The 26,340-nt window shown below is 69.2% G+C and carries 23 protein-coding genes; 13 read left to right on the top strand and 10 right to left on the bottom strand.

Annotated features, from left to right (window positions below; translation table 11 throughout):
• Positions 1 to 146: 146 nt before the first annotated feature.
• Positions 147 to 344: a DUF1918 domain-containing protein gene (locus E0H75_RS36395; protein ID WP_238163488.1), complete on the top strand. Its 198-nt coding sequence runs from the start codon at positions 147 to 149 to the stop codon at positions 342 to 344.
• On the opposite strand, the gene E0H75_RS36390 is transcribed toward E0H75_RS36395, so the two are convergent.
• Positions 328 to 570, bottom strand: coding sequence for a hypothetical protein (locus E0H75_RS36390; protein WP_131518243.1), 243 nt, complete (start codon positions 568 to 570; stop codon positions 328 to 330). The two genes, E0H75_RS36395 and E0H75_RS36390, sit on opposite strands and share 17 nt — an antisense overlap.
• A gap of 163 nt (positions 571 to 733) precedes the next feature.
• Between E0H75_RS36390 and E0H75_RS36385 the strand changes: the two genes are divergently transcribed.
• Entirely contained in the window at positions 734 to 1,501 is a 768-nt protein-coding gene (locus tag E0H75_RS36385; RefSeq protein ID WP_131518242.1) for an SDR family oxidoreductase, read from the top strand.
• A 41-nt stretch (positions 1,502 to 1,542) separates the two neighbouring features.
• On the opposite strand, the gene E0H75_RS36380 is transcribed toward E0H75_RS36385, so the two are convergent.
• From E0H75_RS36380 to E0H75_RS36370, 3 genes are read right to left on the bottom strand one after another with little or no spacing between them, the layout of a single operon-like run.
• Positions 1,543 to 2,043, bottom strand: a complete 501-nt coding sequence (locus tag E0H75_RS36380; RefSeq protein ID WP_238163487.1) for a DinB family protein — start codon at positions 2,041 to 2,043, stop codon at positions 1,543 to 1,545.
• Positions 2,044 to 2,057: 14 nt separating this feature from the next.
• Positions 2,058 to 3,470, bottom strand: coding sequence for a ricin-type beta-trefoil lectin domain protein (locus E0H75_RS36375; RefSeq protein ID WP_131518241.1), 1,413 nt, complete (start codon positions 3,468 to 3,470; stop codon positions 2,058 to 2,060).
• A gap of 31 nt (positions 3,471 to 3,501) precedes the next feature.
• Positions 3,502 to 4,605, bottom strand: a complete 1,104-nt coding sequence (locus E0H75_RS36370; protein WP_131518240.1) for a DNA glycosylase AlkZ-like family protein — start codon at positions 4,603 to 4,605, stop codon at positions 3,502 to 3,504.
• Positions 4,606 to 4,756: 151 nt separating this feature from the next.
• Between E0H75_RS36370 and E0H75_RS36365 the strand changes: the two genes are divergently transcribed.
• Positions 4,757 to 5,626 (top strand): hypothetical protein, encoded by an 870-nt coding sequence (locus E0H75_RS36365; RefSeq protein ID WP_131518239.1) that lies wholly within the window; start codon positions 4,757 to 4,759, stop codon positions 5,624 to 5,626.
• Between the two features lie 104 nt (positions 5,627 to 5,730).
• Positions 5,731 to 6,000: a GlsB/YeaQ/YmgE family stress response membrane protein gene (locus E0H75_RS36360; RefSeq protein WP_131518238.1), complete on the top strand. Its 270-nt coding sequence runs from the start codon at positions 5,731 to 5,733 to the stop codon at positions 5,998 to 6,000.
• 41 nt (positions 6,001 to 6,041) lie between these two features.
• Here E0H75_RS36360 and E0H75_RS36355 read toward each other — a convergent pair whose 3' ends face one another.
• The 5 genes from E0H75_RS36355 to E0H75_RS36335 all read right to left on the bottom strand — a co-directional run bounded on the left by E0H75_RS36355 (position 6,042) and on the right by E0H75_RS36335 (position 11,657).
• Complete coding sequence (locus E0H75_RS36355) at positions 6,042 to 8,408, bottom strand: glycoside hydrolase family 65 protein (RefSeq protein ID WP_131518237.1); 2,367 nt, start codon at positions 8,406 to 8,408, stop codon at positions 6,042 to 6,044.
• Positions 8,405 to 9,148 carry a beta-phosphoglucomutase family hydrolase gene (locus E0H75_RS36350; protein WP_131518236.1) on the bottom strand — a complete coding sequence of 248 codons (744 nt, stop codon included), beginning with the start codon at positions 9,146 to 9,148 and terminating at the stop codon, positions 8,405 to 8,407. The genes E0H75_RS36355 and E0H75_RS36350 overlap by 4 nt, the downstream gene beginning before the upstream one ends.
• Positions 9,149 to 9,185: 37 nt before the next feature.
• The gene (locus tag E0H75_RS36345; protein WP_131518235.1) at positions 9,186 to 10,157 is read right to left on the bottom strand and encodes an RNA polymerase subunit sigma-70; all 972 of its coding nucleotides are present in this window, start codon (positions 10,155 to 10,157) and stop codon (positions 9,186 to 9,188) included.
• Positions 10,154 to 10,567 (bottom strand): VOC family protein, encoded by a 414-nt coding sequence (locus E0H75_RS36340; protein ID WP_131518234.1) that lies wholly within the window; start codon positions 10,565 to 10,567, stop codon positions 10,154 to 10,156. Before E0H75_RS36340 ends, E0H75_RS36345 begins: the two co-directional genes overlap by 4 nt.
• A 76-nt stretch (positions 10,568 to 10,643) precedes the next feature.
• Complete coding sequence (locus E0H75_RS36335; protein WP_131518233.1) at positions 10,644 to 11,657, bottom strand: acetylxylan esterase; 1,014 nt, start codon at positions 11,655 to 11,657, stop codon at positions 10,644 to 10,646.
• Positions 11,658 to 11,803: 146 nt separating this feature from the next.
• Here E0H75_RS36335 and E0H75_RS36330 point away from each other — a divergent pair, with 146 nt between their 5' ends.
• The 9 genes from E0H75_RS36330 to E0H75_RS36290 all read left to right on the top strand — a co-directional run bounded on the left by E0H75_RS36330 (position 11,804) and on the right by E0H75_RS36290 (position 23,490).
• The gene (locus tag E0H75_RS36330) at positions 11,804 to 12,391 is read left to right on the top strand and encodes a PadR family transcriptional regulator (RefSeq protein ID WP_131518232.1); all 588 of its coding nucleotides are present in this window, start codon (positions 11,804 to 11,806) and stop codon (positions 12,389 to 12,391) included.
• A 69-nt stretch (positions 12,392 to 12,460) separates the two neighbouring features.
• Entirely contained in the window at positions 12,461 to 14,104 is a 1,644-nt protein-coding gene (locus tag E0H75_RS36325; protein ID WP_131518231.1) for a sulfatase family protein, read from the top strand.
• 10 nt (positions 14,105 to 14,114) lie between these two features.
• Entirely contained in the window at positions 14,115 to 15,644 is a 1,530-nt protein-coding gene (locus tag E0H75_RS36320) for an ABC transporter substrate-binding protein (protein ID WP_131518230.1), read from the top strand.
• Between the two features lie 4 nt (positions 15,645 to 15,648).
• Positions 15,649 to 16,590: an ABC transporter permease gene (locus E0H75_RS36315; RefSeq protein ID WP_131518229.1), complete on the top strand. Its 942-nt coding sequence runs from the start codon at positions 15,649 to 15,651 to the stop codon at positions 16,588 to 16,590.
• Complete coding sequence (locus E0H75_RS36310; RefSeq protein ID WP_131518228.1) at positions 16,587 to 18,335, top strand: dipeptide/oligopeptide/nickel ABC transporter permease/ATP-binding protein; 1,749 nt, start codon at positions 16,587 to 16,589, stop codon at positions 18,333 to 18,335. Before E0H75_RS36315 ends, E0H75_RS36310 begins: the two co-directional genes overlap by 4 nt.
• A complete protein-coding gene (locus tag E0H75_RS36305) occupies positions 18,328 to 19,158 on the top strand; it encodes an ATP-binding cassette domain-containing protein (protein WP_131518227.1) in 831 nt (276 codons plus the stop codon). The genes E0H75_RS36310 and E0H75_RS36305 overlap by 8 nt, the downstream gene beginning before the upstream one ends.
• A complete protein-coding gene (locus tag E0H75_RS36300) occupies positions 19,155 to 20,936 on the top strand; it encodes a sulfatase (RefSeq protein ID WP_131518226.1) in 1,782 nt (593 codons plus the stop codon). Before E0H75_RS36305 ends, E0H75_RS36300 begins: the two co-directional genes overlap by 4 nt.
• A gap of 10 nt (positions 20,937 to 20,946) precedes the next feature.
• Positions 20,947 to 22,455, top strand: coding sequence for a sulfatase family protein (locus E0H75_RS36295; protein ID WP_131518225.1), 1,509 nt, complete (start codon positions 20,947 to 20,949; stop codon positions 22,453 to 22,455).
• Between the two features lie 27 nt (positions 22,456 to 22,482).
• Positions 22,483 to 23,490: a phosphotransferase family protein gene (locus tag E0H75_RS36290; RefSeq protein ID WP_131518224.1), complete on the top strand. Its 1,008-nt coding sequence runs from the start codon at positions 22,483 to 22,485 to the stop codon at positions 23,488 to 23,490.
• Here E0H75_RS36290 and E0H75_RS36285 read toward each other — a convergent pair.
• Complete coding sequence (locus E0H75_RS36285; protein ID WP_202873346.1) at positions 23,487 to 26,234, bottom strand: helix-turn-helix transcriptional regulator; 2,748 nt, start codon at positions 26,232 to 26,234, stop codon at positions 23,487 to 23,489. The two genes, E0H75_RS36290 and E0H75_RS36285, sit on opposite strands and share 4 nt — an antisense overlap.
• Between the last annotated feature and the right edge of the window lie 106 nt (positions 26,235 to 26,340).

Raw genomic sequence — 26,340 nt, 5'->3', positions numbered from 1 at the left:
GCGGTGATCTGACCGGGCCCGAGGGGTGGTGCCGGGCCGGGGTTCGGGGCGAAGCTGGGGGTGACTCGGGGCGGCAACGGGGTCGCTGTCCGACCAGTGGCGACGGAGGTTGTGATGGGAGCGAAGGAGTTGTTCGACTCGGGCGGGTGGGCTCGGTGAAGGCGGCGGCCGGCGACCAGGTAGTTGTCGAGAGCACCCACCTGAGCGCACACCGGCGGGAGGGCCAGATCGTCGAGGTCCACGACCCTGGCGGTGCACCGCCGTACCTGGTGCACTGGTCCGACACCGACACCGAGTCCCTGTTCTTCCCGGGCCCGGACGCACACATCATCCCGGCCGGGTGAACAGCCGTACGGTCCGGTGCCACGGATTGGACCGCAGATCGGGATTGAGCAGCGCGGGGGCGACGCAGTACTTGCTGACGTGGATCGGCCGGACCTGAAGCTCGCGCAGGACGCGATCCGCGACTCCCGCACGCCCGGCCGTCTTGCTCTCCACCAGCACGGTGTCCGGCAGTACGTCGATCGACTTCCCCGCGTCGAGGAACCGGAGCCCGACGTCACAGGTCATCCGCGCATGCTCCACCGGATCGACCAACGTGCTCCGCCGGCGACAAGCCCGTAGATCAGACGTGGAGATCGCATGCTCACAGCCTGCGATCCCTCCCGGTGAACCGCATGAGCCGAACATTACAGATTTCTCATCCAGAAGCCCGGACCGGCAGAATCGCCGCATGACTCTCCCCACCTCGGACCGTCCTGTCGCGCTCGTCACCGGCGTCGGCCGCACCGTCGGCATCGGCGCGGGCATCGCCCGCCAACTCGCCGCCTCGGGATGGGACATCGCGTTCACCTACTGGACGGCGTACGACGAGCGGATGACGTGGGGCGTGCAGTCGGGCGCGACCGAGGAGATCACCAAGGAACTCACCGGCCTCGGGGCGACCGCGGTCCCGATCGAGGCGGACCTGGTCGACCCGGCGGCTCCCGAGCGGATCTTCGCCGCGGCCGAGGAGCGGCTGGGCGGCGTGACCGCGCTGGTGATGTGCCACACCGAGTCGGTCAACTCCGGCATCCTCGACACCACGCTCGAGAGCTTCGACCGGCACTTCGCCGTGAACGCGCGGGCGACCTGGCTGCTGATCCGTGAGTACGGCCTACGGTTCAAGGGCACGCCGGGCACCGGCCGGATCATCGCGCTGACCAGCGATCACACCGTCGGCAATCTCCCGTACGGCGCGAGCAAGGGCGCGCTGGACCGGATCACCCTGGCCGCGGCCGAGGAACTGGCCCACCTCGGTGTCAGCTCGAACGTGGTCAACCCCGGCCCGATCGACACCGGCTGGATGACCGACGACATCCGCGCGAGCGGCATCCGCCAGACCCCGCTCGGCCGGCTCGGTACGCCGCAGGACACGGCCAACCTGATCGACTTCCTCTGCTCCCCGCGAGGCCAGTGGATCAACGGACAGCTCCTGCTGAGCAACGGCGGCTTCGCCTAGTGTTCTGAGTCGGGGGTTCGTCGAACCCCCGACTCAGGACACTAAGCCCCGGTCGCGCCGTCGATCTGTTCGCGCAGGATGTCGGCGTGCCCGCCGTGGCGGGCGTGCTCGCGGATCATGTGCACGTAGACCCAGCGCAGCGAGACCTCGCGGAGCCGCTCGTGCGGTACGACGTGGTCCAGCGGCAGGTCGGCCGCGATCCGCCGAGACTCGGCGCATGCCTCCTCGAAGGCGGCGATGACGTCGTCGATGGTCACGTGGTCGGCGACCGTCCAGCTGTCCTCGCCGCCGCGTGCGTCCCCCGCGATCTCCTGGCGGGGCCGCTGCGCGATGCTGTGCTGGAACCAGTTGCGCTCCACGCCGGCGAGATGGTTCACCAACCCGATCGGCGTGGTCAGCGACGGCACCAGCCGGCGCCGGGCGTCCGCCTCGGACAGGCCGCGGAGCTTGTCGACCGTGACGCGGCGGTGCGCGTCGAGGAACGCCTCGAGCACCTCGCGCTCGCCCGCGGTCCGGGCAAGGTCTTCATCAAACAGATCCACCCGCTGGACTGTAGTCAGGAGCGGGTCCATTTCTGATTGTCCGCGCCGTTGCAGTTCCACAGGTCGACCGCTGTGCCGTTGTCCGTCCCGGCGCCGGCGGCGTCCAGGCAGAGGCCGGGATCGGCCACGCTGGTGACGGTCTGGTCGGCGTTCAGCTTCCAGGCCTGGGTGGCTGCTCCGGTGCAGTTCTCGATGGTGACCGCACTCCCGGCTGCTGCCCCGGCAGTCATGCACTTGTCGGTGTAGACCGTCAGCTGCTTGTCCGCGGTGTAGTTCCACGACTGGTTGCCGCCGTTGTTGCAGTCCCACAGGTCGAGCGCCGTACCAGGGCTGGTCGAGAAGCCGGGTACGTCGACGCACCGGCCGCTGGCGACTCCACGCAGCGGTTCGCCCGGAGGCGCGGGCGGCAGGTTGTTCGTCGGCTCCTTCTTGAGCAGCCCCCAGCCCCACCACAGCTGCGCGCGACCGCTCTGGCTGTTCACCGCCAGGTCCGCCGGGCCGACCTGCGTGGTCATCGAGTACGAGTCGCCGGTCCGCAGACCGGGCCAGTAGACGATGCCCATCTTGTTCTCGCGCGCGACCTGGGTGAGTGCACCGAGGTACGCCGTGTAGACGTTGCCTTCGTGGTTGCCGTAGTTCAGGCCGATGGTCATCGGTGAGCCGGCCTCGTCGATGACCGTGCGCCAGCCGTACGAACCGATCCGCGGCCGCAGGTTCGCCAGCCACGCGGCCTCGGTCGTGTCGGAGGCCCAGAAGCCGTAGAAATGCAGGGACAGCAGCGTGCCCTCGAGTTCGGGCGCCGCGCCGACTCCGGTGACGTTGTCGTTGTAGCCGGTGCCCGAGATCACGAACCGCCCGCGCGGAACGCTGAGGTGGCGCTGGATCCAGGACGAGGTGAGCGAGACCCATTCGGGCAGCGAGTAGCCGAACGGCTCGTTCATCGGCTCGAAGTACACCCGCGGGTTCTTGCCGTAGGCGTTGAACACGGTGTCCCACATCGCGTCGAACTTCGCGAGGTCGTCGACCCGGCCGTCCTTGGCGTTGTCGGCCTCCCAGTAACTCAGGATCACCTTGAAGCCGCTCGCGACGGACGCGTCGATGGCGGCGCGGTACGAGTTCCACCAGGCCGTGCCGACGCTCGACGGGTTGATCGGCAGCCGGATCGTGTTGGCCTTCAGCTCGTGGCGGAACTCACCGACGATGCCGGTCGCCTTCCGGTACGTCGTCTTGTAGTCGTCGGCCGTGCTCAGTCCGGACGGGACCACCTCGTCGTCGGCGTAGTTGTCCCGTGGATCGGCCCAGTTGACCCCGCGGAAGTCGTTCGTCGTCGGCGGCGGCGGGGCCGCGACGGCGGGAACGGCCAGCGCGGTACCAAGCGCGACGAGGCTGAGGGTGACGGCTGCGATACGGCGGGCGGTTGCTCTCACGCTGCGATGTTCACGTAAACATGCGTCCTCGTCAAGACTTCACGACGAGGTGCAGCTGGAGCCACTTGGCCAGATCCTGCAGCTCGCGATGCACCGCCGTACTCAATGCCTTGGAGAACGGTGCGTCCTCGTGAATGGCGTCGACCCGGAACACACCGGCCTTGCGGTCCGAGGTCGCGTCGACCTTCCCGACCAGCCGATCGCCGTGCAGGATCGGCAGCGCGAAGTACCCCCAGCGGCGCTTGGCGACCGGTTTGTACATCTCCAACTGGTAGTCGAACTCGAACAGCTCCAGGATCCGCTTCCGGTCGTAGACCAATCGGTCCAGCGGCGACAGCAACGCCGTCCGTCCGGCGAAGGGCTGACCCAGCAGCTCCGGGTCGACGCGCCACTCGCCCCGGACACCATCGACCACGGCCCGCTCCCCCGCAACGCCGGCGTCGAGCGGCTCGCCCGGGCACGATTCACCTTTGACGCGCAGGATGCCGTGCGAGCGCAGCCGCTGTCCGTCCCTGATCCGCCGCGCCTCCTCGATCGGGATCGCCGGCTCGTCCGGATACACCCGCGTGGCCAGATCCCAGAGCTTGTCGCGCCCGTCCCGGCCCGCGATCGCCACCTCGCCGCGCTGGATCATGAACTCCAGCAGCTGCGAGACGTTGCGGTTGTTGGTCCATCCGCTCGACTTCCACGGCACCACACAGGTGTCCGGCAGCTCGCGCATGACCAGCGGACCGTCCTGCCGCAGCCGCTCGAGGATGTCCAGCCGGCAACCCTCGTTGGCCTTCACCCAGTCGCGCCGGTACTCCTGCCAGTCGAGCAGCGGACCCGTCCCCGGCCACGCCTCCATCTCGGCGCGGAACAGCACCAGGCTCTCGCTCGGGCGGGCGAACCCCCGCAACTCCAGCAGCTCCAGCGTCGCGAGCGCCTCGGCCAGCTCCGCCGGCGAGTACGACGAGCCGAGCCGGCTCCAGGCCACGAGGTCGGCGTTGGGTGCGACGGCAGCCGTCTGATCGAGCTGCACCGCGGTCAGGCCACGAACCATCTCCATCAGTCCGGCCGGCCGTTCGCGTCCGAGCAGTTGCGCACGCACGGCAAGGCGCCGCGCGTCCCGCCGGGACAGCTGGTGGACAGTCACGCCCCGAGGCTAATCCACCCCGCGGACAAGTTCCGGCCGAGCCGATTTCGACACTGCCCGGTCCATCGACAACCCGCCGCGCAGGGCGTTGGCGATAACCCCGGTGCGATGCCAAACTGGTCTGGTACACGCCCGAGCAGGTGGGGACCTGGTGAGCTCGGAGGCGTGGTCGCAGGGGGGCATCGTGGTGGTTCGTGCGTGGACGTTGGCATGTGTCGCTGTACTCGGCCTGGTCGCGGGATGTTCGAGCGCCGCGGGGGCCGATCAATCGAGTGGAGACACGGTCACTCCGTCGGTTCCACCGCCGAGCAAGGCGGCTCCACTGCGGCCGGCGGCCAACTGCTTCAAGTCCGACGTACCGGTGGAGCCGGCGTCGGCGATGGACGGCGTACGGCTGGACGCCAGCACCGATGCGACCCAGACGTCACTGCTGCTCAAGAACACGGGACTCCTGTCGGTCGTCGTCATACCGGACGAGCGGTGGACCACGCGCCTCACGGCCGCGCGGCACGCCAACCCGACCGATCCGGCCTCGGTGGCAGCCTTGGCAGCCGTGACCGGTAGCGGCGGTCTCAGCGCGGTGACCGAGTTGCCGACGGGGTTTCCGTCCAGCCAGGCGGTCATCGTGCCACCCGGCTGGGCGGTGTGTGCCCTGTCCGACGACGTCCGTGAGCCGGCGAGCGTGCGCTATCTGAGGGACAAGGCGTCCAGCGCGGAGTACTTCGTCGTGAAGGGACTGGCAGACCAGTTGGTCTCGCACACGAAGAAGCCTGGAACCACGCTGCTGGAGTGCGCGAAGAGCACGTTGCAACTGCTCAAGGAGCGGCCGGACCTGGGAGACATCCAGCTCTACGCGGAGGTGCTCGGCGCCGAGTCCACCTGCCGCGCGAGCTACAAGGCCCTGCTCTCCAACGACGAGCGAGCCGCCGAGCGAACCAGCACCACGGTGCTGAACTGGCTGGAACGAACTCCGCAACTGCTGGAGACGACCAGGCTGTTCGCGGCGCTGGCGCGCGGCTGACCCAGGGTCGGCTCCGGGTGCGATCAGGGTCAACTCCAACTGCGCGGCGACCCTGTCTGCCGGACACTGGAGACAGAATCGTTCGCACCCGGAGGAATCAGACCATGATCGGCTTCATCGTTGCCGGACTCATCATCGGCGCGCTCGCCCGACTCTTCACGCCCGGCAAGCAGAAGCTCGGCCTGCTCGCCACCCTGCTACTCGGCCTGGCCGGATCCGTCATCGGCGGCACGATCGCCGGCATTCTCGGTACCGGCGGCATCTTCGAGCTGAATGTCCTCGGCTTCGTCGTCGCGGTCATCTCCTCGGTCCTGCTGGTCGGCACCGCGGAGTCGCTGTCCGCCCGCCGCAAGCACTCGATCAGCCAGCGCTGACCCAACCGAGCAGTCAGTCCGACGCTCAGGGGTCGTTGTGCTCAGTGGTCGTTGTGCGCAATGGCCGACCGCGGCTCCCGGCCCACCGGCTGGGTCGGCCGCGGTAGCAACGGCTGACGTTTCTCCAGGGAGCGGGTCACCGGCGAATCCGTCGTCACGGTGATCCGCTCTCCTGCATGGCGCAACGTCATGCTCGCCCCCGGACCGTCATGGACGCTGTAGGTCACGTCGACCGAGTTGATGTCCACCTTCAGCCGGACGCCGCGCCACCGAATCGTGAACACCAGCCGGGGCAGGCCTTCGGGCAGGGCCGGATCGAAGCACAGGCCGCCCTCCACCTGACGCAGTCCGCCGAAGCCGGCAACCAGCGCGGTCCACGCACCGGCGAGTGAGGCCATGTGCAGGCCGTCGCCGGTGTTGTGGTGCAGGTTCCGCATGTCGATCAGCGCGGCCTCGTAGGCGTAGTCGTAGGCCAGGTCCAGATGGCCCACCTCGGCCGCCATCACCGCCTGGACGCAGGCCGACAACGACGAGTCCCGCACCGTCAGCCGCTCGTAGTAGTCGAAGTTGCGCGCCTTCTCCTCCGGCGTGAACGCGTCGCCGCACCAGAACGTCGCGAGCATCAGGTCGGCCTGCTTGATCACCTGCTTGCGGTACAGCTCGAAGTACGCCGCGTGCAGCAGCAGCGGGTACTTGTCCTTGTACGCCTCGAAGTCCCACTCGGCGTACCCGGTGAAGCCCTCGGACTGCGGGTGGACGCCGAGGTCCTCGTCGTACGGCACATGCACGGCGGCGGCCGCGTCGCGCCAGCACGCCTCCTCCTCGCTGTCGACGCCGAGCTCACGGGCCTTGGCCGGGTGCTTGACCGCCACCTCGGCCGCCGACCGGAGGTTGCGCGCCGCCATCAGGTTGGTGAAAACGTTGTCGTCGGCAACAGCGCTGTACTCGTCCGGTCCGGTCACGCCGGGCAGATGCCACCGGCCGTGCCGGTCGTGGTGGCCCAGCGACATCCACAACCGGGCCGTCTCCACCAGCAACTCCAGCCCGACCTCCTCGAGGAACTCGTCGTCGCCGGTGACGGTGTGGTGCCGCATCACCGCGTCGGCGATGTCGGCGTTGATGTGGAACGCCGCCGTCCCCGCCGGCCAGTAGCCGGAACACTCCTGGCCACGGATGGTCCGCCACGGGAACGACGCACCGCGCAGCCCCAGCACCGCTGCCCGCTCCTTGGCCATGCCGAGGGTGGAGTGGCGCCAACGGAGTGCGTCGGCCGCCGCATCGGGCAGCGTGTAGTTGAGCACCGGCAGCACGAAGCCCTCGGTGTCCCAGAACGTGTGGCCGTCGTACCCGGCGCCGGTCAGGCCCTTCGACGGGATCGCACGCCGCTCCGCGCGTGCACCCGCCTGCAGGACATGGAAGAGCGCGAACCGGACGGCCTGCTGCAACTCGGAGTGGCCGTGCACCTCGACGTCGGCGCCGTCCCAGAAGTCGTCCAGGAAATCGGCCTGCTGCTTGACCAGACCGTCCCAGCCCGAGAAGCGAGCGCTGGACAGTGCGGCGGCGACCTGGTCGCGGATCGCCGTCTCCGAGCGCAGGCTCGACCAGCCGTACGCGAGGTACTTCACCACGCGCAGACTCTCCCCCGGCTGCAGTTGGCAGATCACCGTGGACCGGGCCCAGTTCTCCCGCACATCCAGGTCCATCGCGTACCGCGCGGGTGCCTCGACCTCGTGCGTCATCGCAGCCGCCATCAGCTGCCGGCTCCGCGTGGTCCGGTGGATCAGCACGACGCCGTTCTCACCACCGTCGTGGCTGACCGGCTTCAACGGGTTGTCCAGTACGGCGGCCACCCGCGGATCGTCGGACAGCTTCGGCTGGCTCTCGTTCGCGACCAGTTCGGACTGGACCACGAACCGGGCCGGCTGGTCCACCGGCTCGACGACGTACTCGATCGCGGCGATCGCACGCTGGGTCAGCGACACCAGTCGGCGGCTGCGAACCCGGATCCGCTTGCCGCCGGGTGACGTCCAGTCCACGTCGCGCTGCAGGATGCCGGAGCGGAAGTCCAGTGAACGCTCGTGCTGGGTCAGGTAGCCGTAGCGGATGTCGAACGGCGAGTCGTCCACCAGCAGCCGGATCAGCTTGCCGTTGGTCACGTCCACCAGCGTCTGCCCCGACTCGGGGTAGCCGTACCCGGCTTCGGCGTACGGCAGCGGGCGCTGCTCGTAGAACGAGTTCAGATAGGTGCCCGGGATCGCGTACGGCTCGCCCTCGTCCAGATTGCCGCGCAGTCCGATGTGCCCGTTGGACAGCGCGAACAGCGACTCGGACTGGGCCAGCCGGTCCATCTGCAGCCGCGTCTCGCGCAGCCGCCACGGCTCGATCGGATGGTGCCCGCGATCGATCATCGACCCTCCAGAAGCTCGGCCAGGTCGCGGACCACGACGTCGGCACCGTGGACCTTGAGCTGATCGGCCTGTCCGACCCGGTCAACACCAATCACATGCCCGAAATGCCCGGATCGGCCGGCGGACACGCCGGCCAACGCGTCCTCGAACACCGCGGCCTCGGACGGATCCAGCCCGAACCTCTTCGCCGCGGCCAGGAACGTGTCCGGCGCCGGTTTCCCGCGCAGCCCCTCGGTCCGGATGGTGATGCCGTCGACAACCTCTTCGACGTACTGCGCCAGCTCGGTGACGGCGAGGACCTCGCGGGTGTTGGCGCTCGACGACACCACCGCCCGGCGGAGTCCGATCGCCTCGACGGCCTTCAGATACTGCCGGGAGCCCTCGAAGACGTGCACGCCCTCGGTCCGGATCCGGCGCTGGACTGCCTCGTTCTTCCGGTTGCCGAGACCGTTGACGGTCACAGCGTCCGGCGGGTCGTCGGGGGTCCCGTCCGGCAGGCTGATCCCCCGCGACGTGAGGAAGTCCCGGACTCCGTCGACACGCGGCTTGCCGTCGACGTAGGCGTCGTACTCCTCGCGGGCGTCGAAGGGAGTGAACGGCTGGCCGTGCTCGTCGGCGTACGCCTGGAGGAACTTGTCGAACATCTCTTTCCAGGCCGCGGCGTGCACGGCCGCGGTGTCGGTGAGCACACCGTCGAGGTCGAACAGACAAGCCCTGATCCCCGTGGGGAGTCCCAGCATCTTCCACCTTCTCGTGTCCGGTGAGCGTGCCTCCAGATTAGACAGACCACAGGAGCGGCAGACCGAAGGCCGGGAAGCGGGAGTAGCCGAAGGTGGTGATCTCACCGATCAGACCGTCCGCGGTGACGCGGAGAACGTCGAGCTTGAACGCACGGAACTCCGTGTCCCCCGGCCGGCGCAGGTACGACGCCGCGGCCGGCTGCCGGTTCGCCACGGTGGGCACCAGCCGCCAGTCGCCGTCGCGGTCCGGGCCGAACGCCCGCTCGAACAACGGCAGGCACGCGTCCAGACCCTCGAACGACAGCAGGTCCGGCGGCATCGAGACGCGCAGGTCCTCGGCCGCGATGGCGACCGCGGCCGCCGTGTCGCACCGCTCGTGCGCGTCGATGAAGCGATCGAGGAGCTCCCGCTCGGCGGCGGTCGGGCGTGGCGCGGTCCAGTCGGTACGGCGAGCAGGCAACTGCTGCTGCATCGTCGCCCGGGCCCGCTGCAGAGCACTGTTCGCGGCCGCCACACTGGTCTCGAGCAGTGTGGCGGTGTCGGTGGCGGGCCAGCCCAGCACATCCCGGGCGATCAGTGCGGCCCGCTGTCGCGGCGGCAACGCCTGGAGTGCGACCAGGAAGGCCAGCTCGATCGTCTCCCGGTCCACTGCGACCGCGTCCGGCTGGTCGGCGGACGGAGCGATCTCGTCCAGCAACCGGTCCGGGTACGGCTGGAGCCACACCATCTCCCCCGGCGACGCGTTCTGTCTGCGCGCGTGCCGCCGGGTCTCGTCCAGGCACACGTTGGTCGCGATCCGGTACAACCACGCCCGGAAGTACGTGCGGCCGTCGTAGGAGTCCCGGCCGCGCCAGGCCCGCAGCAACGTCTCTTGTACGGCGTCCTCCGCATCGTCGAAGGACGCCAGCATCCGGTAGCAGTGCACATGCAGCTCGCGCCGGTACCGGCCCGCGAGGTCGGCGAACGCGGTCTCGTCACCCGCGAACGCCGCCTCCTCGAGCGTGCTCATGAGGCCTTGCCCACCTCCTGGACCGTCCAGCCGTTGCCGTCCGGGTCCTGGAAGCTGAGGAAGGTGCCGTAGTCGCTGCGGTCCGGGTGCACTCCGTCCTGCTTGCCCGCCGCGGTGAAGTGGAACGGCTCGCTGACCTCGACACCGCGCTCCACCAACTCGGCCCGGGCCGCCTCGACGTCGTTCACCACCAGGTGCGTGCCCTCGTACGTGCCCGGCTCGGCCTTGGTCAGTCCGGTGCCGATGGTGATCGAGCATGCGGATCCGGGCGGCGTGAGCTGCACGACCCGGAAGTCGTCACCGGCCCGGTGGTCGACGTCCTCGGTGAAACCGAGCTGCTCGGTGTAGAACTTCTTGGCCCGGTCCACGTCCGACACCGGCACGATCACGAGTTCGAGCTTCCAGTCCATCTGCTGCCTCCTGCGGTCGGGTCGGTCACAGTCTGACCGACGCTGTTGACCGTGTAACGACAGCCGCGGCGGAAACTCATCGGTCCACCGATGACTCCTTCGCGGCGAAGATCTGCGCGAACCAGTTCAGCTGCGCGAGCTGCTGGTACGTCTGCCCGCCCTCGTGCTCGTTGTACTGGTAGACCTCGATGTCCTTCTGCGCGCTGCCGTAGTGGTTGTACGCCGCGAACACCGTCGACGGCGGGCAGGTCGCGTCCATCAGCGCGACCGAGAACAACGCCGGGGCGGTGGCCAGGCGGCCGAGGTTGACGGCGTCGAAGTAGCTCAGCGTCCGCAACGCCGGTTCGACGTGCTCGCGGAATCCCTTCAGGAACCGGGTGATCTCGCCGTACGGGTCCTTGTCGGTAATCTGCAGCGCACGCTGGAAATGGCACAGGAACGGTACGTCGGGAGCACAGCCGAGCAACTCGATCCCGGCCAGACCCGCGAGCCCGGCGGCCGCGATCGCGATGCCTCCGCCCTGGCTGCTGCCGGTGACGATGATCCGGTCCGGGTCCACGAAGGGTGACGTCCGGGCCGCCTCCAGTGCCCGGATCGCGTCGATGAAGACCCGCCGGTAGTAGTAGGTCTCCGGGTCGGTGATGCCTGCGGTCATGAACCCGGGAGTGTGGTTGAGACCGGCGTACGCGCTGTCGTCCGCCGTACCGCTGCCGCCGCCGGCGCTGTAGCCCTGACCGCGGGTGTCCATCACGAAGTGGGCGTAGCCGGCCTGTGCCCACAGGTTGGTCGCGTGCGGGAACCCGCGGCCGCCGGAGTAGCCGAAGTACTGTACGACCGTCGGCAGTGGTCCGGTCGCCCCGGCCGGCACGTGCAGCCAGCCCTTGATCGGGGCGCCGCCGAAGCCGGCGTACGTCACGTCGTAGGTGTCGATCACCGCGAGCTTGTTGTCCACCTCGGTGAACATCGCGTCGAGGTCGTCGGTACGCGCCTTGTCCAGGGAGCGGCGCCAGAAATCGATCAGGTCGGCGGGCGCGGCCACCTCGGGCCGGTACGCGCGGAGCTTGTCGAGGGAGAAATCGAACATGGCCATGGGCAATCAATCTAGGTCACCGCGCGATCCGCCGGAAAGCGATGTCCAATCCTGGACAGGGTGCCGAACTCTTGACGGGGTATTCCACTTGTGGTGTCCTCAAGAGCATTCCACTTGTGTCATACCCCGAAGGGACGGCGGCAGCCATGAAGCTCGAGCACATCCTTCTCGGCGTCCTGCTGACGCGGCCCAGCACCGGGTACGACCTGAAGCGCTACATGGACACCCACGGGCGGTTCCAGCGGCCCAACACCCAGATGAGCCAGGTGTACCGGGTGCTGTCGTCGATGGAGGAGCGCGGCTGGGTCTGGCACACGGTCGAACCGCGGCCGGGCGCCCAGGACGCCAAGACCTACCGAGTCACCGACGAGGGCGTGACCGTGTTCATGGACTGGCTGACCACGCCGTACACGCCGACCACCACGCGCTCGCAGGATCCCGGCTTCTTCGGCCGGCTCGCGTTCAGCGGCTTCCTGCAGGCCGACCAGGTGATCGAGCTGCTGGAGCGTGAGATCCACGCCCGGCAGCTGCAGATCAAGCGGTTCCGGGAGCGGGACCGCGCCCTGCCGCAGGACCCGCAGATCCCGTTCGACACCGACCTGGCCGCGCTGGTCGCGGAGCGCAACCACGAGCACGGCGCCCGGTCGATGGACGCCCATGTCGCCTGGTGCATCGAGCTGCGCGACGAACTGCAGGACCGCTCTCGCCAACGGACCATCCGCGCCGTCGACTGACCACACCCGCACCCCCGCACTCCCACCCGGCTCGCGACCAGAGCCGGTCACCCGTTCAGGAGCATCGCCATGCCCTTTTCCCGGCCGAACGTGCTGTGGATCAGCACGCACGACATCAATCCGCACCTCGGCTGCTACGCCGGTGTCTGGCCCGGCGCCGAGCAGGCGTGCACCCCGCGCCTGGACGCCCTCGCGGCCGAGGGGGTCCGGTTCGACCGGGCGTTCGCCGCTGCGCCGGTGTGCGGCCCGTCCCGCAGCGCGATCGTCACCGGGTGCTTCCCACCGGCCATCGGCACGATGCACATGCGGACCAGGGCCACGCCACCACCTGAGGTCCGGCTGCTGTCGCAGTACTTCCGGGAGGCCGGGTACTGGACCGGCAACACGTCGTTCACCGACTTCCAGCTGGAGATCCCGAACCCGGTCTACGACGTGGTCGGCGACCACGCCCACTGGCGGCTGCGCGACGACCCGGACCAGCCGTTCTTCCTGGCAGTGCACAGCCTGATCACGCACGAGTCGCAGCTCTACCTGGACGACGACGAGTTCGCCCGCCGTACGCCGGAGGCCCGGCGCGTGGACGAGGTCGAGCTGCCGCCGTACCACCCGGACACTCCGGTGTACCGCAAGGCGTGGAAGCGATATCTCGAGCTGGTCTCCCAGATGGACCACTGGGTCGGGACCATCCTCGACGAGCTCGAGGAGGACGGCCTGGCGGACGACACGATCGTCGTGTTCTGGAGTGACCACGGCCTCGGCATGCCGCGAGGCAAACGCTGGGCGAGCGAGCTCGGCTTCCGCGAACCACTGATCGTGCGTTGGCCGAACCGGATCGCGCACGGCTCGGCGTACGACGCTCCGGTCGGGCTGATGGACCTCGCGCCGACCATGCTCGCGATGTGCGGCCTCGACGTACCAGGGCACATGCACGGCGAGGTAGTGCTCGGTCCGGACGGTGCGCCGCGAGCACGCCGCGAGGAGTACGTCGTCAGCGCCCGGGACCGGATGGGCGAGCAGGAGGACACCTCCCGCTCGATCCGCGACCGGCGCTACCGCTACACGCGGCATCTCCATCCCGACCGGTCGCCGATGGGGCACTGCGAGTACCCCGACCATCTGGCCACGTGGACCGAGCTGCGCCGCTTGTTCTCCCGGGAAGCCCAGCAACAGTTGGCGTTCGGGCAACAGCCGTCGATCCTGACCGACCTACAGCGCTCGATCGTTGCCGCAAGCAAACGTTCGGCCGAGGAGCTGTACGACGTCGAGGCCGATCCGCACGAGGAGCACAACCTCGCCGGCCGGCCCGAGTACGCCGACGTCCGGCAGCGACTGTCCGACGCGCTGGACGGCCGGCTGGCGGCCACCGGCGATCTCGGCCAAAAACCCGAACGCGAACTGCTCGCCGAGTGGCAGCCCGGCGGGCAGCGGCCACACTGCGCCGATGCAGTGGTCGAGCAGCACGGCGAGCTGATCGAGGCGACCTGCCCGACCGCCGGCTCGATCGTCGCCTGGACCACGGACCCACCCCAGGACTGCGTCGCGGACCGACAGCCCTTCCAGGGGTACGCCGACGACGGCCGCACCTGGCGTCTCTGCACCGGACCCTTCACCCCACCCGGCCCGATCTGGGTCAAGAGCTGGCGCATCGGCTTCGTCCCCGGCGCCGACATCCCCGTTGCCGCCCCTCGTCCCGCGGTGCCCACCGCACCCTAAGGAGCCCAGCATGCTCATCCCCCGGCTCATCCGCCGCGGCGGTGCCGTCGTCGCGGCCGCCGCCCTCGTGGCAGGCCTCGGCGCCTGTTCCGGCGCCGGTGCCGGCAGCTCGTCGGCCGCCAAGACGCTGACGATCGCCAACGTCCTCGACAACAACTCCTTCGACCCGACCCAGCTCAACATCGGCAACCAGATGCAGTACTGGTCGCCGGTGGTCGACACGCTGCTGACCCGGGACAAGAGCAACAAGCTGCAGCCGTCGCTGGCCACGGCCTGGAAGTACGACCCCACCCGGACCGTGCTGAACCTCAAGCTGAAGAGCGGCGTGAAGTTCACCGACGGGACCCCGTTCGACGCCTCGGTGGTCCGGGCGAACCTGACCAACCTGGCCGCCGGGACCGGTCAGAACTCGTACATGTCGCAGTCGGTCACGACGTACCAGATCGTCAGCCCGACCGAGATCAACCTGAAGCTGAAGACACCCGACCCGGGCCTGATCGACTACCTGGCCAGCGTCGGCGGCGTGATGGCCTCGCCGAAGTCGCTGAAGTCGCCGACGGTCGCGACCACCCCGGTCGGCAGCGGGCCGTACGTCCTGGACAAGGCCGGCACGGTGGTCGGCAGCACGTACACCTACACCCGCAACACCGGCTACTGGAACGCGGCCGCCTTCCCGTACGACAAGATCGTGATCAAGCCCATGACGGATCTGACCGCGCGGCTGAACGCGCTCAAGTCCGGTCAGCTGAACGCGGCGCTCACCGACACCAACTCGCTGGCCGACGCCAAGCGCACCGGCCTGACCGTGAACACCACCCCGGTCAACTGGAACGGCCTGCTGCTGATGGACCGCGACGGCAAGCTCGTGCCGGCGCTGAAGGACGTCCGGGTCCGCCAGGCGATCAACTACGCCTTCGACCGGGAGGCGATCCTGAAGAACGTCTCGCACAGCGAGGGCGCGCTCACCACGCAGATCTTCAACGTCGCCGGCGACGGCTACGACAAGTCCCTCGACGGCCGCTACAACTACGACGTGGCCAAGGCCAAGCAGTTGCTCACCGAGGCCGGCTACGGCGACGGGTTCACGATCACGATGCCCGAGGCCGCGAACTTCGCGCAGTACAACGCGATCATCACCCAGCAACTCGCCGCGATCGCGATCACGGTGAAGTGGGTCAAGGTCCCGGCGAACGCCGTCATCCCGGAGATCCTGTCCGGCAAGTATCCGGTCGCGTTCATGACACTGGGCAGCCAGTCCGCCTGGCAGGACATCCAGAAGGCCGTGACCCGCAAGTCTCCGTGGAATCCGCTGAAGGCGGGCGACCCGCGGCTCGACAAGCTCCTGGCCGCCGCGCAGACCGCGCCGGAAGCCCAGCTGCCGGCCGCGATGAAGGCGGTCAGCAAGTGGCTCGTGGACCAGGCGTGGTTCGCACCGTGGTACCGCGAGAACAGCGTCTTCCTGAGTGACTCCAGGACCGCGGTGGCCATGCAGGCCTACAACGTTGCCCCCGGCATCAGCTCGTTCTCCCCGAAGGAATGACGCCATGATCGGATTCGTCGGGCGCCGGCTGATGGCCTGCGCCGTCCTCGTGGTGATGATCGCGGTCGTCACCTTCCTGCTCGCCTTCTCCGCCACCGGCAACGTCGCCCGCAACCTGCTCGGCGAGAACGCGACCGCCGACCAGCTCGCCGCGAAGAACGCCGAGCTCGGGCTGGACCAGCCACTGCTCGCACAGCTCGGGTCGTGGGCCGGCCACGCGCTGCGTGGTGACCTCGGCATCTCCTGGTTCACCAACGAACCGGTGTCGCAGGCGATCGCCAACCGGCTCCCGGTCACGTTGTCGATGGTCGTCCTGGCGGTGGCCTGCACGGCTCTGATCAGCGTCTGCCTGGGCGTGGCCGCCGCGGTCCGCGGCGGGTGGCTGGACCGCAGCATCCAGGTCTTGAGCGTGCTCGGGTTCGCACTGCCGAACTTCTGGGTGGCGCTGGTCCTGGTCGTGTTCTTCTCGGTCAGCCTCGGCGTGCTGCCGGCGACCGGCTACGTGCGGCTCTCGGAGTCACCGGGTGGCTGGGCCTCGGCCCTGGTGCTGCCGGTGGCGTCCCTGGTGATCGGGAGCACCGCGTCGGCCGCCCAGCAGGTCCGCGGCGCCGTGATCGACGTACTGCGTCAGGACTTCGTCCGCACCCTGCGGGCGCGGGGCCTCAGTCCCCGGTCGGTCCTGTTCCGGCACGCGCTGCGCAACGCGGCGAGTCCGGCGCTCACCGTCTTGTCCCTGCAGTTCATCGCGCTGCTCGGCGGCGCGGTGGTGATCGAGAAGGTCTTCGCCATCCCCGGCCTCGGCACGCTCACCATCAACGCGGCGCTGCAAGGCGACGTACCGGTCCTGATGGGCGTCGTCGTGACGCTGGTCGTGCTCGTCGTCATCGTCAACCTGGCCATCGACGTTGTCAGTGGCTGGGTCAACCCCAAGGTGCGTGTCCGATGACCCAGCCAGTCACCCAGCCGGTCGGCGTGGAGAACCTGCCGGTCCGGCGCGGCCTGCTCCGGCCCGTTCTGCGCAACCCGCTCGCGATCGGGGCGCTCGCCGTCTTGTCGGTGATCGTGCTCGCCAGTCTGCTGGCACCGCTGATCGCACCGCACAGCCCGACGTCGCTGCGACTCGACCAGATCAACGCCGGCCCGGGCGACGGCTACCTGCTCGGCGGGGACGGCGCCGGCCGCGACATCTTCAGCCGGCTCCTGTACGCCGGACGCAACACGCTCCTGGGCGCGGCGATCGCGCTGTCGGTCGCGCTCGCCCTCGGCGTGCTGTCCGGGCTGCTCAGCGGGTACTACGGCGGGTTCCTGGACGGGATCTTCGGCTGGGGTGCGAACCTGCTGATGGCGTTGCCGACGATGATCGTGCTGCTGGCCCTGTTCCAGGCCCTCGGCTCGTCGATCTACCTGTCCATGGTCGCGTTCGGCGTGATGCTCTCCCCGGGCTTCTACCGGCTCGTCCGCGGCCAGGTGATGGCCGTCAAGCACGAGCTGTACGTCGACGCCGCCCGCGTCTCGGGGTTGAGCGATCCCCGCATCATCGGCCGCCACATCCTGCTCGTGGTCCGGGCACCGGTCGTCATCCAGGCCTCGGTCGTGGCCGGTATCGCGATCGTCGTCCAGTCCGGCCTGGAGTTCCTCGGGCTGGGCGACCCGGCGACCCCCACCTGGGGTGGCATGCTGCAGGACGCGTTCACGAACATCTACACCTCGCCGATCGCGATCTGGTGGCCCGGAATGACGATCGCGCTGACGGTCGCGTCCCTGGTCCTACTGGGCAACGCGATCCGGGACGTCATCCAGCGCACCACTTCGTCCAGCACCCGCCTGCCGAAGCCTCAGCCTGTCGTCGCGCTCCCGCCTGTCCTCGACGATCGGGAGTCCGCACTACTGCGGATCCGCAACCTGTCCGTCGGCTACCCCAGCGGCGCCGAGGTGGTGCACGGCGTGGATCTCGACGTACGACGGGGTGAGGTCCTCGGGCTGGTTGGCGAGTCGGGCTCGGGCAAGACCCAGACAGCGTTCTCGGTCCTCGGTCTGCTGCCACCGGGCGGGACCCTGCTCGGTTCGAGCAGCATCCAGTTCGACGGCGCCGAGCTGGCCCGGTTGCCGGAGAACGAGCGGCGGGTTCTGCGCGGCCGCCGGATCGGGTACATCCCGCAGGAACCGATGTCGAACCTCGACCCGTGTTTCCGGGTCGGTCAACAGCTGGTCGAGCCGTTGCGAGCGGTCGCCGGTCTGTCCAAGCGCGCGGCGATCGCGGAGGCGCTGAGCCTGCTCGAGCGGGTCGGCATCCCGGAGCCGCGCCGGACGTTCGCGGCGTACCCACACGAGATCTCCGGCGGGATGGCGCAGCGTGTGCTGATCGCGGGCGCCGTCTCCGGCAAGCCCGACCTGCTCATCGCCGACGAGCCGACCACGGCCCTCGACGTCACCGTGCAGGCCGATGTCCTCGAACTGCTGCGCGACCTGCAGACCGAGTTCGGGATGGCGATGCTGCTGGTCACGCACAACTTCGGGGTGGTCGCGGACATCTGTGACCGCGTCGCCGTGATGCAGGACGGACGGATCGTCGAGACCGGCGACGTCCGGCCGCTGTTCGCCGACCCGCGGCACCCGTACACCAAGTCCCTGCTCGAATCGACCCTCGAGGACAGCACGCCCCGGACCAGGCTGGAAGTGAACCATGCTTGAGGCAACGAATGTGGTGGTCGAGTACGCCGGTCGCGGCTGGCGCTCGAAGGGCTTCAAGGCCCTGCACGAGGTCTCGTTCGGCATCCGGCCGCACGAGACGCTCGGCCTGGTCGGCGAGTCCGGCTCGGGCAAGACGACGATCGGCCGCGCCGTCCTCGGGCTGGTCCCGGTCAGCTCCGGCTCGATCCGTTTCGACGGCCGGGAACTGGTCGGGATGCCGCGCCGGCAGCGACGCGGGCTGAGCGACGACATCCAGGTCGTCTTCCAGGATCCGTACAGCTCGCTCAATCCGTCGATGACGGTCGAGGACATCCTGGTCGAACCGCTGGTGGCACGTCGTGCCGGCGACCGCACGGCGGCGTCGCAGCGCGTGCGCACCCTGCTCGACCAGGTCGGTCTGCCGCACGACGCCGTCCACCGGTTGCCACGCGAGTTCTCCGGCGGCCAGCGGCAACGCATCGCCATCGCCCGGGCGCTCGCGCTGCGGCCCAAGCTCATCGTGTGCGACGAACCCGTGTCCGCGCTGGACCTGTCCACGCAGGCACGCGTGCTCGACCTGTTCATCTCGATCCAGGAGGAGACCGGAGTGGCCTACCTCTTCATCTCGCACGACCTCGCCGTCGTACGGCACATCAGTCACCGCGTCGCGGTGCTCCACCGCGGCGGCATCGTCGAGTACGGCGACGCGGCGAAGGTCACCGAGCGGCCGGAGCATCCCTACACCCAACGGCTGTTGATGGCCGCGCCGATCCCCGACCCGGATCGGCAGGCCGCCCGCCGGCAGGAACGGCGTGCGCTGCTCGCGAGCGAGGCGGTGGCATGAACCGCGCGGTGATGGTCATGTACGACTCGCTCAACCGGCGGCTGCTCCCGCCGTACGGCGCCCAGAACGTGCACGCACCGAACTTCAGCCGGCTGGCCGAGCAGACGGTCACGTTCGACAACTGCTACGCGGGCAGCATGCCGTGCATGCCGGCCCGCCGTGAGCTCCACACCGGCCGGTACAACTTCCTGCACCGGTCCTGGGGGCCACTCGAACCCTTCGACGACTCGGTCCCGGAACTCCTGGGCAGGAACGGGATCCACACCCATCTCGCCACCGACCATCAGCACTACTGGGAGGACGGCGGAGCGACGTACCACAACCGCTTCTCGACGTACGAGTTCTTCCGCGGCCAGGAGGGCGACCGGTGGAAGGGGCACGTGCGTGACCCCGAGCCGCCGTCGACGCTGAACGGGAACAACTTCCTCAGCCGGCAGGACTGGGTCAACCGGCAGTACCTGACCGACGAAGCGCAGCACAGTCAGACGCTGACCTTCGACGCCGGTCTGGAGTTCATCCACACCAACCTCGCCGAGGACCGGTGGTTCGTCCAGATCGAGACCTTCGATCCCCACGAGCCGTTCTTCAGCTATGACAACTACCGCCGGCTGCTCGGCGTCGACACCGACGCTCCGGTCTTCGACTGGCCGTCGTACCGGCGCGTGGTCGAGACCCCGGACGAGGTCGAGCGGGCACGCGGTGAGTACCTGGCGCTGCTGGCGATGTGCGATCGGTCGCTGGGCCGGGTCCTCGACGTGTTCGACCAGCACGACCTGTGGGCGGACACGATGCTGATCGTGTGCACCGACCACGGGTTCCTGCTCGGCGAGCGCGGGTGGTGGGGCAAGAGCGTCCAGCCCTGGTTCGACGAGACGATCCATACGCCCTTGTTCGTCTGGGATCCGCGCGCTGGCCAGGCCGGGCAGCGGCGGGACGCTCTGGTCCAGACGATCGACCTCGGGCCGACGTTGCTCGACTTCTTCGACGTCGGTACGCCGCCGGACATGCAAGGCCGCAGCGTGGCCGGCGTCCTGTCCGGGGGAACGACGCGGAAGGGAGCGCTCTTCGGTGCGCACGGCGGCCATGTGAACGTGACCGACGGACGGTACGTCTACCTGCGGGCGTGTGCCGATCCGTCGAACACTCCCCTGTTCGACTACACGTTGATGCCGACGCACATGCGATCCCGGTTCGCGCCCGACGAGTTGCACGATGCCGAACTGGTCCCGGGTTTCACCTTCACCCAGGGGGCTCCGGTCCTGCGAGTCGCGGCGCAGCCGATGGGGAACCCGTGGTGGCATGGCTCGTTGCTGTTCGACCTGGAGAACGATCCGCACCAGCGCACTCCCTTGCTGGACGACGATCTCGAGCTCGAACTGGCGACACTGATGGTCGAGCTGATGCGGGCCAACGACGCCCCGGAGGACCAGTACGTCCGGCTCGGTCTTCCCGTCGAAGGCCCGGTCACGTCCGCACATCTGCTCGTCCGGCGCCAGTGCGACCAGGCCCAGCGCGCGCTCCAACCCGCCGTACGACGTGATCAGCTGGGGCCGGACGCACCGATCGGCCGGCTGACGCTGACCGAAGTGCTCGAGGAAGAGCAGTACCGCCGAGCACTGCCCGAGGACATCCTCGCCGGGTTGAGCGGGATGCGCCGGCTCAACCCCGCCGCGACGCTGCTCGAGGTGCTGGCCGGGCATCCCGGCGTGACCGGCGAGATGATGGTTCAGATCGACACCGCCCTCGCCGGCGATCCCCTTCCACTCCAGGTCAGGTGAGCTGCACTTCATGCCTTCGCCCAACATCGTGTTCATCATGTCCGACGACCACGCGGCGCACGCCATCTCGGCGTACGGCAGCAAGGTCAACCAGACTCCGCACCTGGACCGGCTGGCCCAGGACGGCGTACGGATGGACGCCACCTACTGCACGAACTCGATCTGTTCGCCCTCGCGCGCGTCGATCCTGACCGGCACCTACAGCCACGTGAACGGCGTCGCCTCGATCTTCACCGAGATCGACTACCGGGTGCCGACGTTCGCGGAGGTGCTGCACGGGGCCGGCTACCAGACGGCGCTGTTCGGGAAGTGGCACCTCGGCGAGCGGGCGGAGTCTGCGCCGCGCCACTTCGACTCCTGGCAGGTGTTCCCCGGTCAGGGCGACTACGTGGATCCGCTGATGCTCGGGCCGGACGGCGCGAAGACCGTGCCCGGGTACGCCACCGACATCGTGACCGACCAGAGCATCGACTGGCTGCGGCAGCGCGACCCGGACCGGCCGTTCCTGCTGCTGGTGCACCACAAGGCCCCGCACCGGCCGTGGGTGCCGGACGAGAAGCACAAGGAGCTGTACCCGATCGGTTCGATCCCGGAGCCGAGCACGTTGTTCGACGACCACTCCACCCGCAGCCGCGCGGTCCGCGGCGTACGGATGTCCGTCGCGGACGACCTGGGCGCGGACGAGCTGGGCGAGGAGTTGCCGGCGGAACTGCGCGGACCGGAGAACCGGGCGGGGCGGATGCGGTGGAAGTACCAGCGCTACCTGCGCGACTACCTGCAGTGTGTCCAGTCGATCGACGACAACGTCGGTCGGCTGCTCGACGTACTGGAGTCCGAAGGGCTGGCCGAGGACACGGTGGTCGTCTACACGTCCGACCAAGGGTTCTTCCTAGGCGACCACGGCTGGTTCGACAAGCGGCTGATGTTCGACGAGTCGTTGCAGATGCCGATGATGATCCGCTGGCCCGCACAGATCCCGCCCGGCAGCACGTGCGACGCGATGATCACGAACGTCGACTTCGCCGCCACGTTCCTCGACATGGCCGGACTGGATGCCGCCACCGCGCTGCCCACATCGCAGGGCCGAAGCTTCCTGCCGCTGGTCCGTGGCGAGGAGGTCGAGGACTGGCCGGACGCCGTCTACTACCGGTACTGGGAGCACGACGACCCGATCCACCATGCGCCGGCGCACTACGGCGTACGGACGAAGCAGCACAAGCTCATCCACTACTACGGCGCCGGACTCGGCGTACCGGGGTCGTCGGAGCGGCTGTTCCAGCCGGAGTGGGAGCTGTACGACCTCACCCGGGACCCGGACGAGCTGGTGAACGTCGCGGACGATCCGGCGTACGCCGAGGTCCGGGCCGCGCTCACCGATCGCCTCGCCGAGTTGCAGCGGCACTACCGGGACGCGCCGTACGACGGTACGGCGACGCCGCGGCCGGACTGGTCATGGGCGGACGAGAAGTCGCTGCGGCAGGTGGCGGAGTACACCAAGCGCTTAAACCGCCAGGAGTGACGGAGTGCGGTGTGATGGGATGCTCCGATGGGCCACACACCGTTCTCGCTCCGAGCCGTTGGCACGGCGCTGGGTACGCCGGTTGACCGCGTCGAGGAGCTCGCCAGGTTCGAGGCGTCGGAGGCCGAGGTAGCCCGGCTGCGACTGAACTCGCCGGGCGGCGCCGGCACCACCGTCATCGCGAAGTACGCGACGGGTGCGGGAGCCGCCGCGGCACGGCGCGAGATCCGCTTCTTCGAGCAACTCGCATCGCAGTGGGATCATCCGGCGCCTCAGCTGCTGGGCGCCACGGACGCCGGCGACGATGTCCTCCTGCTGACCGAAGACCTGGAGGCGGCTGGTTATCGCGTCGTGGGTACGGACGTGTCCGAGACGCAACTGCAGGGCGCGGTCGACATACTGGCCGGATTGCACGCGCACTTCTGGGACGACGTGCCGGCCTACCTGACCGAGCCCGGCGAGCCGTCGGTGACTTGCACGGCGCAGGCCTGGTCGCCCGAGGTGATCACCCGGAACGCCACGGCCGTGCGCCGCGAGGCCTCCGAGTTCCTCGCGACGACCCGAGAGCTCGAGGACGGCGAACGCGCGGTCCTCGGCGAGCTCATCGACCGGTGGGAGCGGCAGTTCCAGACCCGGGTCGCCGACGGCCGGTCGATCACGCTGATCCACGGCGACTTCCACTTCCTCGGCAACGTGTTCTTCAGCGCGGACGACCCGCGGCCGAAGGTGATCGACTGGTCGGAGCTGAAGCCAGGGCTCGGGCCGCACGATCTGGCCTACTGCCTGTCGGTGGTGCCCACCGGCGACAGGCTCGCCCGCGATCGTGAACTGCTGCGGCGCTACTGGGAGGCGTTGCGTGCCGCGGGTCTGGACGACTACAGCTGGGAGCTCTGCGAGTGGGACTTCCGGTTCTCGGTGATCAGCAATCTGTTCCAGTCCGTCTTCCAGCGCAGCGTGCGGTGGTACCGGATGTCGCTGGCCGCGATCGACGCTCTCGACGCGCGTGCGACCCTGATCGAGAAGCCGCCCATCTAGGGCGGCAGCACCCGGTCGAGCTGGCTGCGGGAGGTGATTTCGAGCTTGGTGAAGACCTTGCGCAGGTGGTACTGGACCGTGCGGGCGCTGATGAACAGGCGGGTGGCGATCTCCGGGTTGGACAGACCGTCGCGGGCCATCCGCGCGATCTGCGCCTCCTGCGCGGTCAACTCGCTCTGAGCCGGTACGACGCGTTTGCGCGCGGCAGCCCCCGCGGCTTGAAGTTCCCGGCGGGCCCGCTCGGTGAAGCCGGCCATCCCCATCGCGTCGAACATCCCGTGTGCCGTGCGCAGAGACTCCCGGGCATCGGTACGGCGACGCTCGCGCCGCAGCCATTCGCCGTACAGGAGATGGGCGCGGGCCAGCTCGACCCGCAGCCGGGTCTTGTCCAGGTGCGCGATCGCCTCCCGGTACAGCCGTTCGGCGGTATCGCCCGCACTCACCAGTGCCAGCGATCGGGCGTGGACTCCGAGCGCCCAGTCGGTGCCGGTCGCCGTTGCCATCTCGCCGAGCCGCTCGCAGGCGCGGTTCGCCGTGTCGATCGACCCACTGCGGACAGCGGCCTCGACGAGCTCGCTCGGTACGAGCATCACCGACAAGGCGTCGCGCGCATCCTCACAGGCCCGCTCCGCCGCCTCAGCCGCGTCCTGGTACCGGCCGAGTCCGTTGTCGAGGACCGCGGCCGACCACTCGGCGAAGGCGATCCCGATCCCCTCGCCACGCCGCGACCCGTCCTTCTTGGTGGCCTCACCCAGTGCCAGCGTCTCGGTCCGGTCGCCACGGAACGCGGCCAGTGCCAGCCGCCCGTACGGCGCGAGGTTCCCGCCGGTCGCCTCGTTGGCCGCCTGGACCTCGTCGGTCAGCAACGCCGCCGCGTCCAGATCGCCGGCGAACAACGACACATAGGCGAGTGAGGTCAGCGCAAGCGCCCGATCGATGACCACACCGGTCTCGCGAGCGAGCTGCAGGTGCCGCCTGGACAGTTGCTCCCACCGGTCCGCATCCCACAGCCGCAGTGCGGTGGTTGTTGCCATCCACAGCAGTTGCAACTCCTCCTCAACGGTCACATCGGTGCCGAACGCCGCCAACGCCTTGTGCAGTGTCGGCGCTCCAGCGGCGTACCCGTCCCGGTAGTACATCGCGGTGCCGTCCAGGAGCAGATCCGCCGACCGCATCACAGCCGGCCGCGGTGCGGTGGCTGCCTCGCGGGCCACGTCGATCACGTCGCCGCCCGGGGTTGCGAGCCGGCTGGCGAAGATCGCGGCCGACAGGGCGTCCAGGTACGTCGCCCGCGACAACACCACGTCGATGGTCTCGAGGCGCTTGGCCGCCTTGAGCATCAGCTGCGGTGCGTCGTTGCCGCGGTTGGTGAAGAAGGCCAGCTGCGCCCGGACGAGGTCAGCCCGGGCCTGCTGCAGGTCGCTCAGAGGCTCTGCCTCGGCCATCGCGAGCAGGTCCGCCGCCGAGTCGAAGGCGCCGGTCCCCAGCTCCGCGTGCGCGGCCGCCAGCGCCCGATCCGAGCGCTTCGCTGGATCGATCGTCAGCGCGGCCGCCCGCTGCAGGAAAGCAGCGGTCGCGGCCAGTCCACCGCGTGCACTCGCCCGCCCGGCCGACAGTTCGAGCTCGGCCGCAACCTCTTCGTCGGGTCCGGAAGTGGCCTGCGCCCGGTGCCACGCCCGCCGATCCGGATCGGCCTCGGCATCGGTCAGCTCGGCCAGTACTCCGTGCACCTGACGCCGCTCCGCGGCCGACGCCGACCGGTACGCCGCAGATCGCACCAGCGGATGCCGGAACCGGATCCGCGTCCCGAACTCCGCCAGCCCGGCGTCGGCCGCCGCAGCCGCTGCTTCTGCACCGATCCCCAGTCGCTCGGCTGCACGTCGTACCAGGACATCGTCGCCGGACGGATCGGCGGCGGCCAGCACGAGCAACCGCCGGGTCTCGTCCGGTACGGCGTTCACCCGCCGGACGAAGCTCTGCTCGATCGTCCCCGCACCCGGCAGACCGAATCCACCGGCCAGCTGGGCCGAGGTCAGCCCGCGCGGCAGCTCGAGCAGGGCCAGCGGATTCCCGTGCGCCTCGGCGACCAACTGGTCCCGCACCTGCGCATCGATCGGCCCGGTCAGTACGGCGTCCAGCAGCCGGCGCGCCTCCGTGTCGTGCAGACCACCGATCGGATACCCGGGTACGCCGGCCAGGTCACCGGCGACCGCACGGGTCGCGAAGACCATCGCCACCGACTCGGCGTCCAGCCGGCGGGCGACGAACGCGAGGATCTGCGCCGAACACCGGTCGAGCCACTGCTGGTCGTCGACCAGACAGACGAGCGGCTCGTGCTCGGCCGCCTCGGACAGCAGACCGAGCACGGCCAGTCCGATCAGAAACAGGTCCGGTGCGGGGCCCGTACTGATGCCGAACACCGTCCGTAGCGCTTCACGCTGTGGTGGCGGCAGCACAGCGATCCGGTCCAGCACCGGTGCACAGAGCTGGTGCAGACCGGAGAACGCCAGCTCCATCTCCGACTGCACTCCCGAGGCACGCGTCACGCGGCATCCGGCCGACTGCGTCTCGAGGTAGTCGAGCAGTGCGCTCTTGCCGACGCCGGCCTCGCCGTGCAGCACCAAGGCACGACTCTCTCCGGCCCGGACAGCGCCGACCAGCCGGTCGAGCACGTCGCACTCCAGATCGCGGCCCGTCAACTCGATCGCACGCCGCCAGCCCGGCGACTCGGCCTGCCCATGCACGTCATCACGCTAGCGGCTGGCGAGCAGGAGCGGACCTGGCTGGCCAGTGGCGGATGCGGACGCGGACCCCCGTCCCGCAGGCTCATCCCTGGCGCGCGAACCTGCA

Source organism: Kribbella capetownensis (assembly GCF_004331485.1).
GTDB lineage: Bacteria > Actinomycetota > Actinomycetes > Propionibacteriales > Kribbellaceae > Kribbella > Kribbella capetownensis.
Note: the sequence above shows the minus strand (reverse complement) of the source record. Positions and strands in the feature narration are given on the sequence as shown.

Bases quoted from the DNA above. Each gene is read 5' to 3' on its own strand.
- E0H75_RS36310 (WP_131518228.1), top strand. From the start codon at position 16,587: ATGACCCAGCCAGTCACCCAGCCGGTCGGCGTGGAGAACCTGCCGGTC.
- E0H75_RS36290 (WP_131518224.1), top strand. From the start codon at position 22,483: ATGGGCCACACACCGTTCTCGCTCCGAGCCGTTGGCACGGCGCTGGGT.
- E0H75_RS36360 (WP_131518238.1), top strand. From the start codon at position 5,731: ATGATCGGCTTCATCGTTGCCGGACTCATCATCGGCGCGCTCGCCCGA.
- E0H75_RS36335 (WP_131518233.1), bottom strand. From the start codon at position 11,657: ATGGCCATGTTCGATTTCTCCCTCGACAAGCTCCGCGCGTACCGGCCC.
- E0H75_RS36345 (WP_131518235.1), bottom strand. From the start codon at position 10,157: ATGAGCACGCTCGAGGAGGCGGCGTTCGCGGGTGACGAGACCGCGTTC.
- E0H75_RS36295 (WP_131518225.1), top strand. From the start codon at position 20,947: ATGCCTTCGCCCAACATCGTGTTCATCATGTCCGACGACCACGCGGCG.
- E0H75_RS36355 (WP_131518237.1), bottom strand. From the start codon at position 8,408: ATGATCGATCGCGGGCACCATCCGATCGAGCCGTGGCGGCTGCGCGAG.
- E0H75_RS36325 (WP_131518231.1), top strand. From the start codon at position 12,461: ATGCCCTTTTCCCGGCCGAACGTGCTGTGGATCAGCACGCACGACATC.
- E0H75_RS36350 (WP_131518236.1), bottom strand. From the start codon at position 9,148: ATGCTGGGACTCCCCACGGGGATCAGGGCTTGTCTGTTCGACCTCGAC.
- E0H75_RS36305 (WP_131518227.1), top strand. From the start codon at position 18,328: ATGCTTGAGGCAACGAATGTGGTGGTCGAGTACGCCGGTCGCGGCTGG.
- E0H75_RS36315 (WP_131518229.1), top strand. From the start codon at position 15,649: ATGATCGGATTCGTCGGGCGCCGGCTGATGGCCTGCGCCGTCCTCGTG.
- E0H75_RS36320 (WP_131518230.1), top strand. From the start codon at position 14,115: ATGCTCATCCCCCGGCTCATCCGCCGCGGCGGTGCCGTCGTCGCGGCC.
- E0H75_RS36385 (WP_131518242.1), top strand. From the start codon at position 734: ATGACTCTCCCCACCTCGGACCGTCCTGTCGCGCTCGTCACCGGCGTC.
- E0H75_RS36300 (WP_131518226.1), top strand. From the start codon at position 19,155: ATGAACCGCGCGGTGATGGTCATGTACGACTCGCTCAACCGGCGGCTG.
- E0H75_RS36390 (WP_131518243.1), bottom strand. From the start codon at position 570: ATGACCTGTGACGTCGGGCTCCGGTTCCTCGACGCGGGGAAGTCGATC.
- E0H75_RS36340 (WP_131518234.1), bottom strand. From the start codon at position 10,567: ATGGACTGGAAGCTCGAACTCGTGATCGTGCCGGTGTCGGACGTGGAC.
- E0H75_RS36330 (WP_131518232.1), top strand. From the start codon at position 11,804: ATGAAGCTCGAGCACATCCTTCTCGGCGTCCTGCTGACGCGGCCCAGC.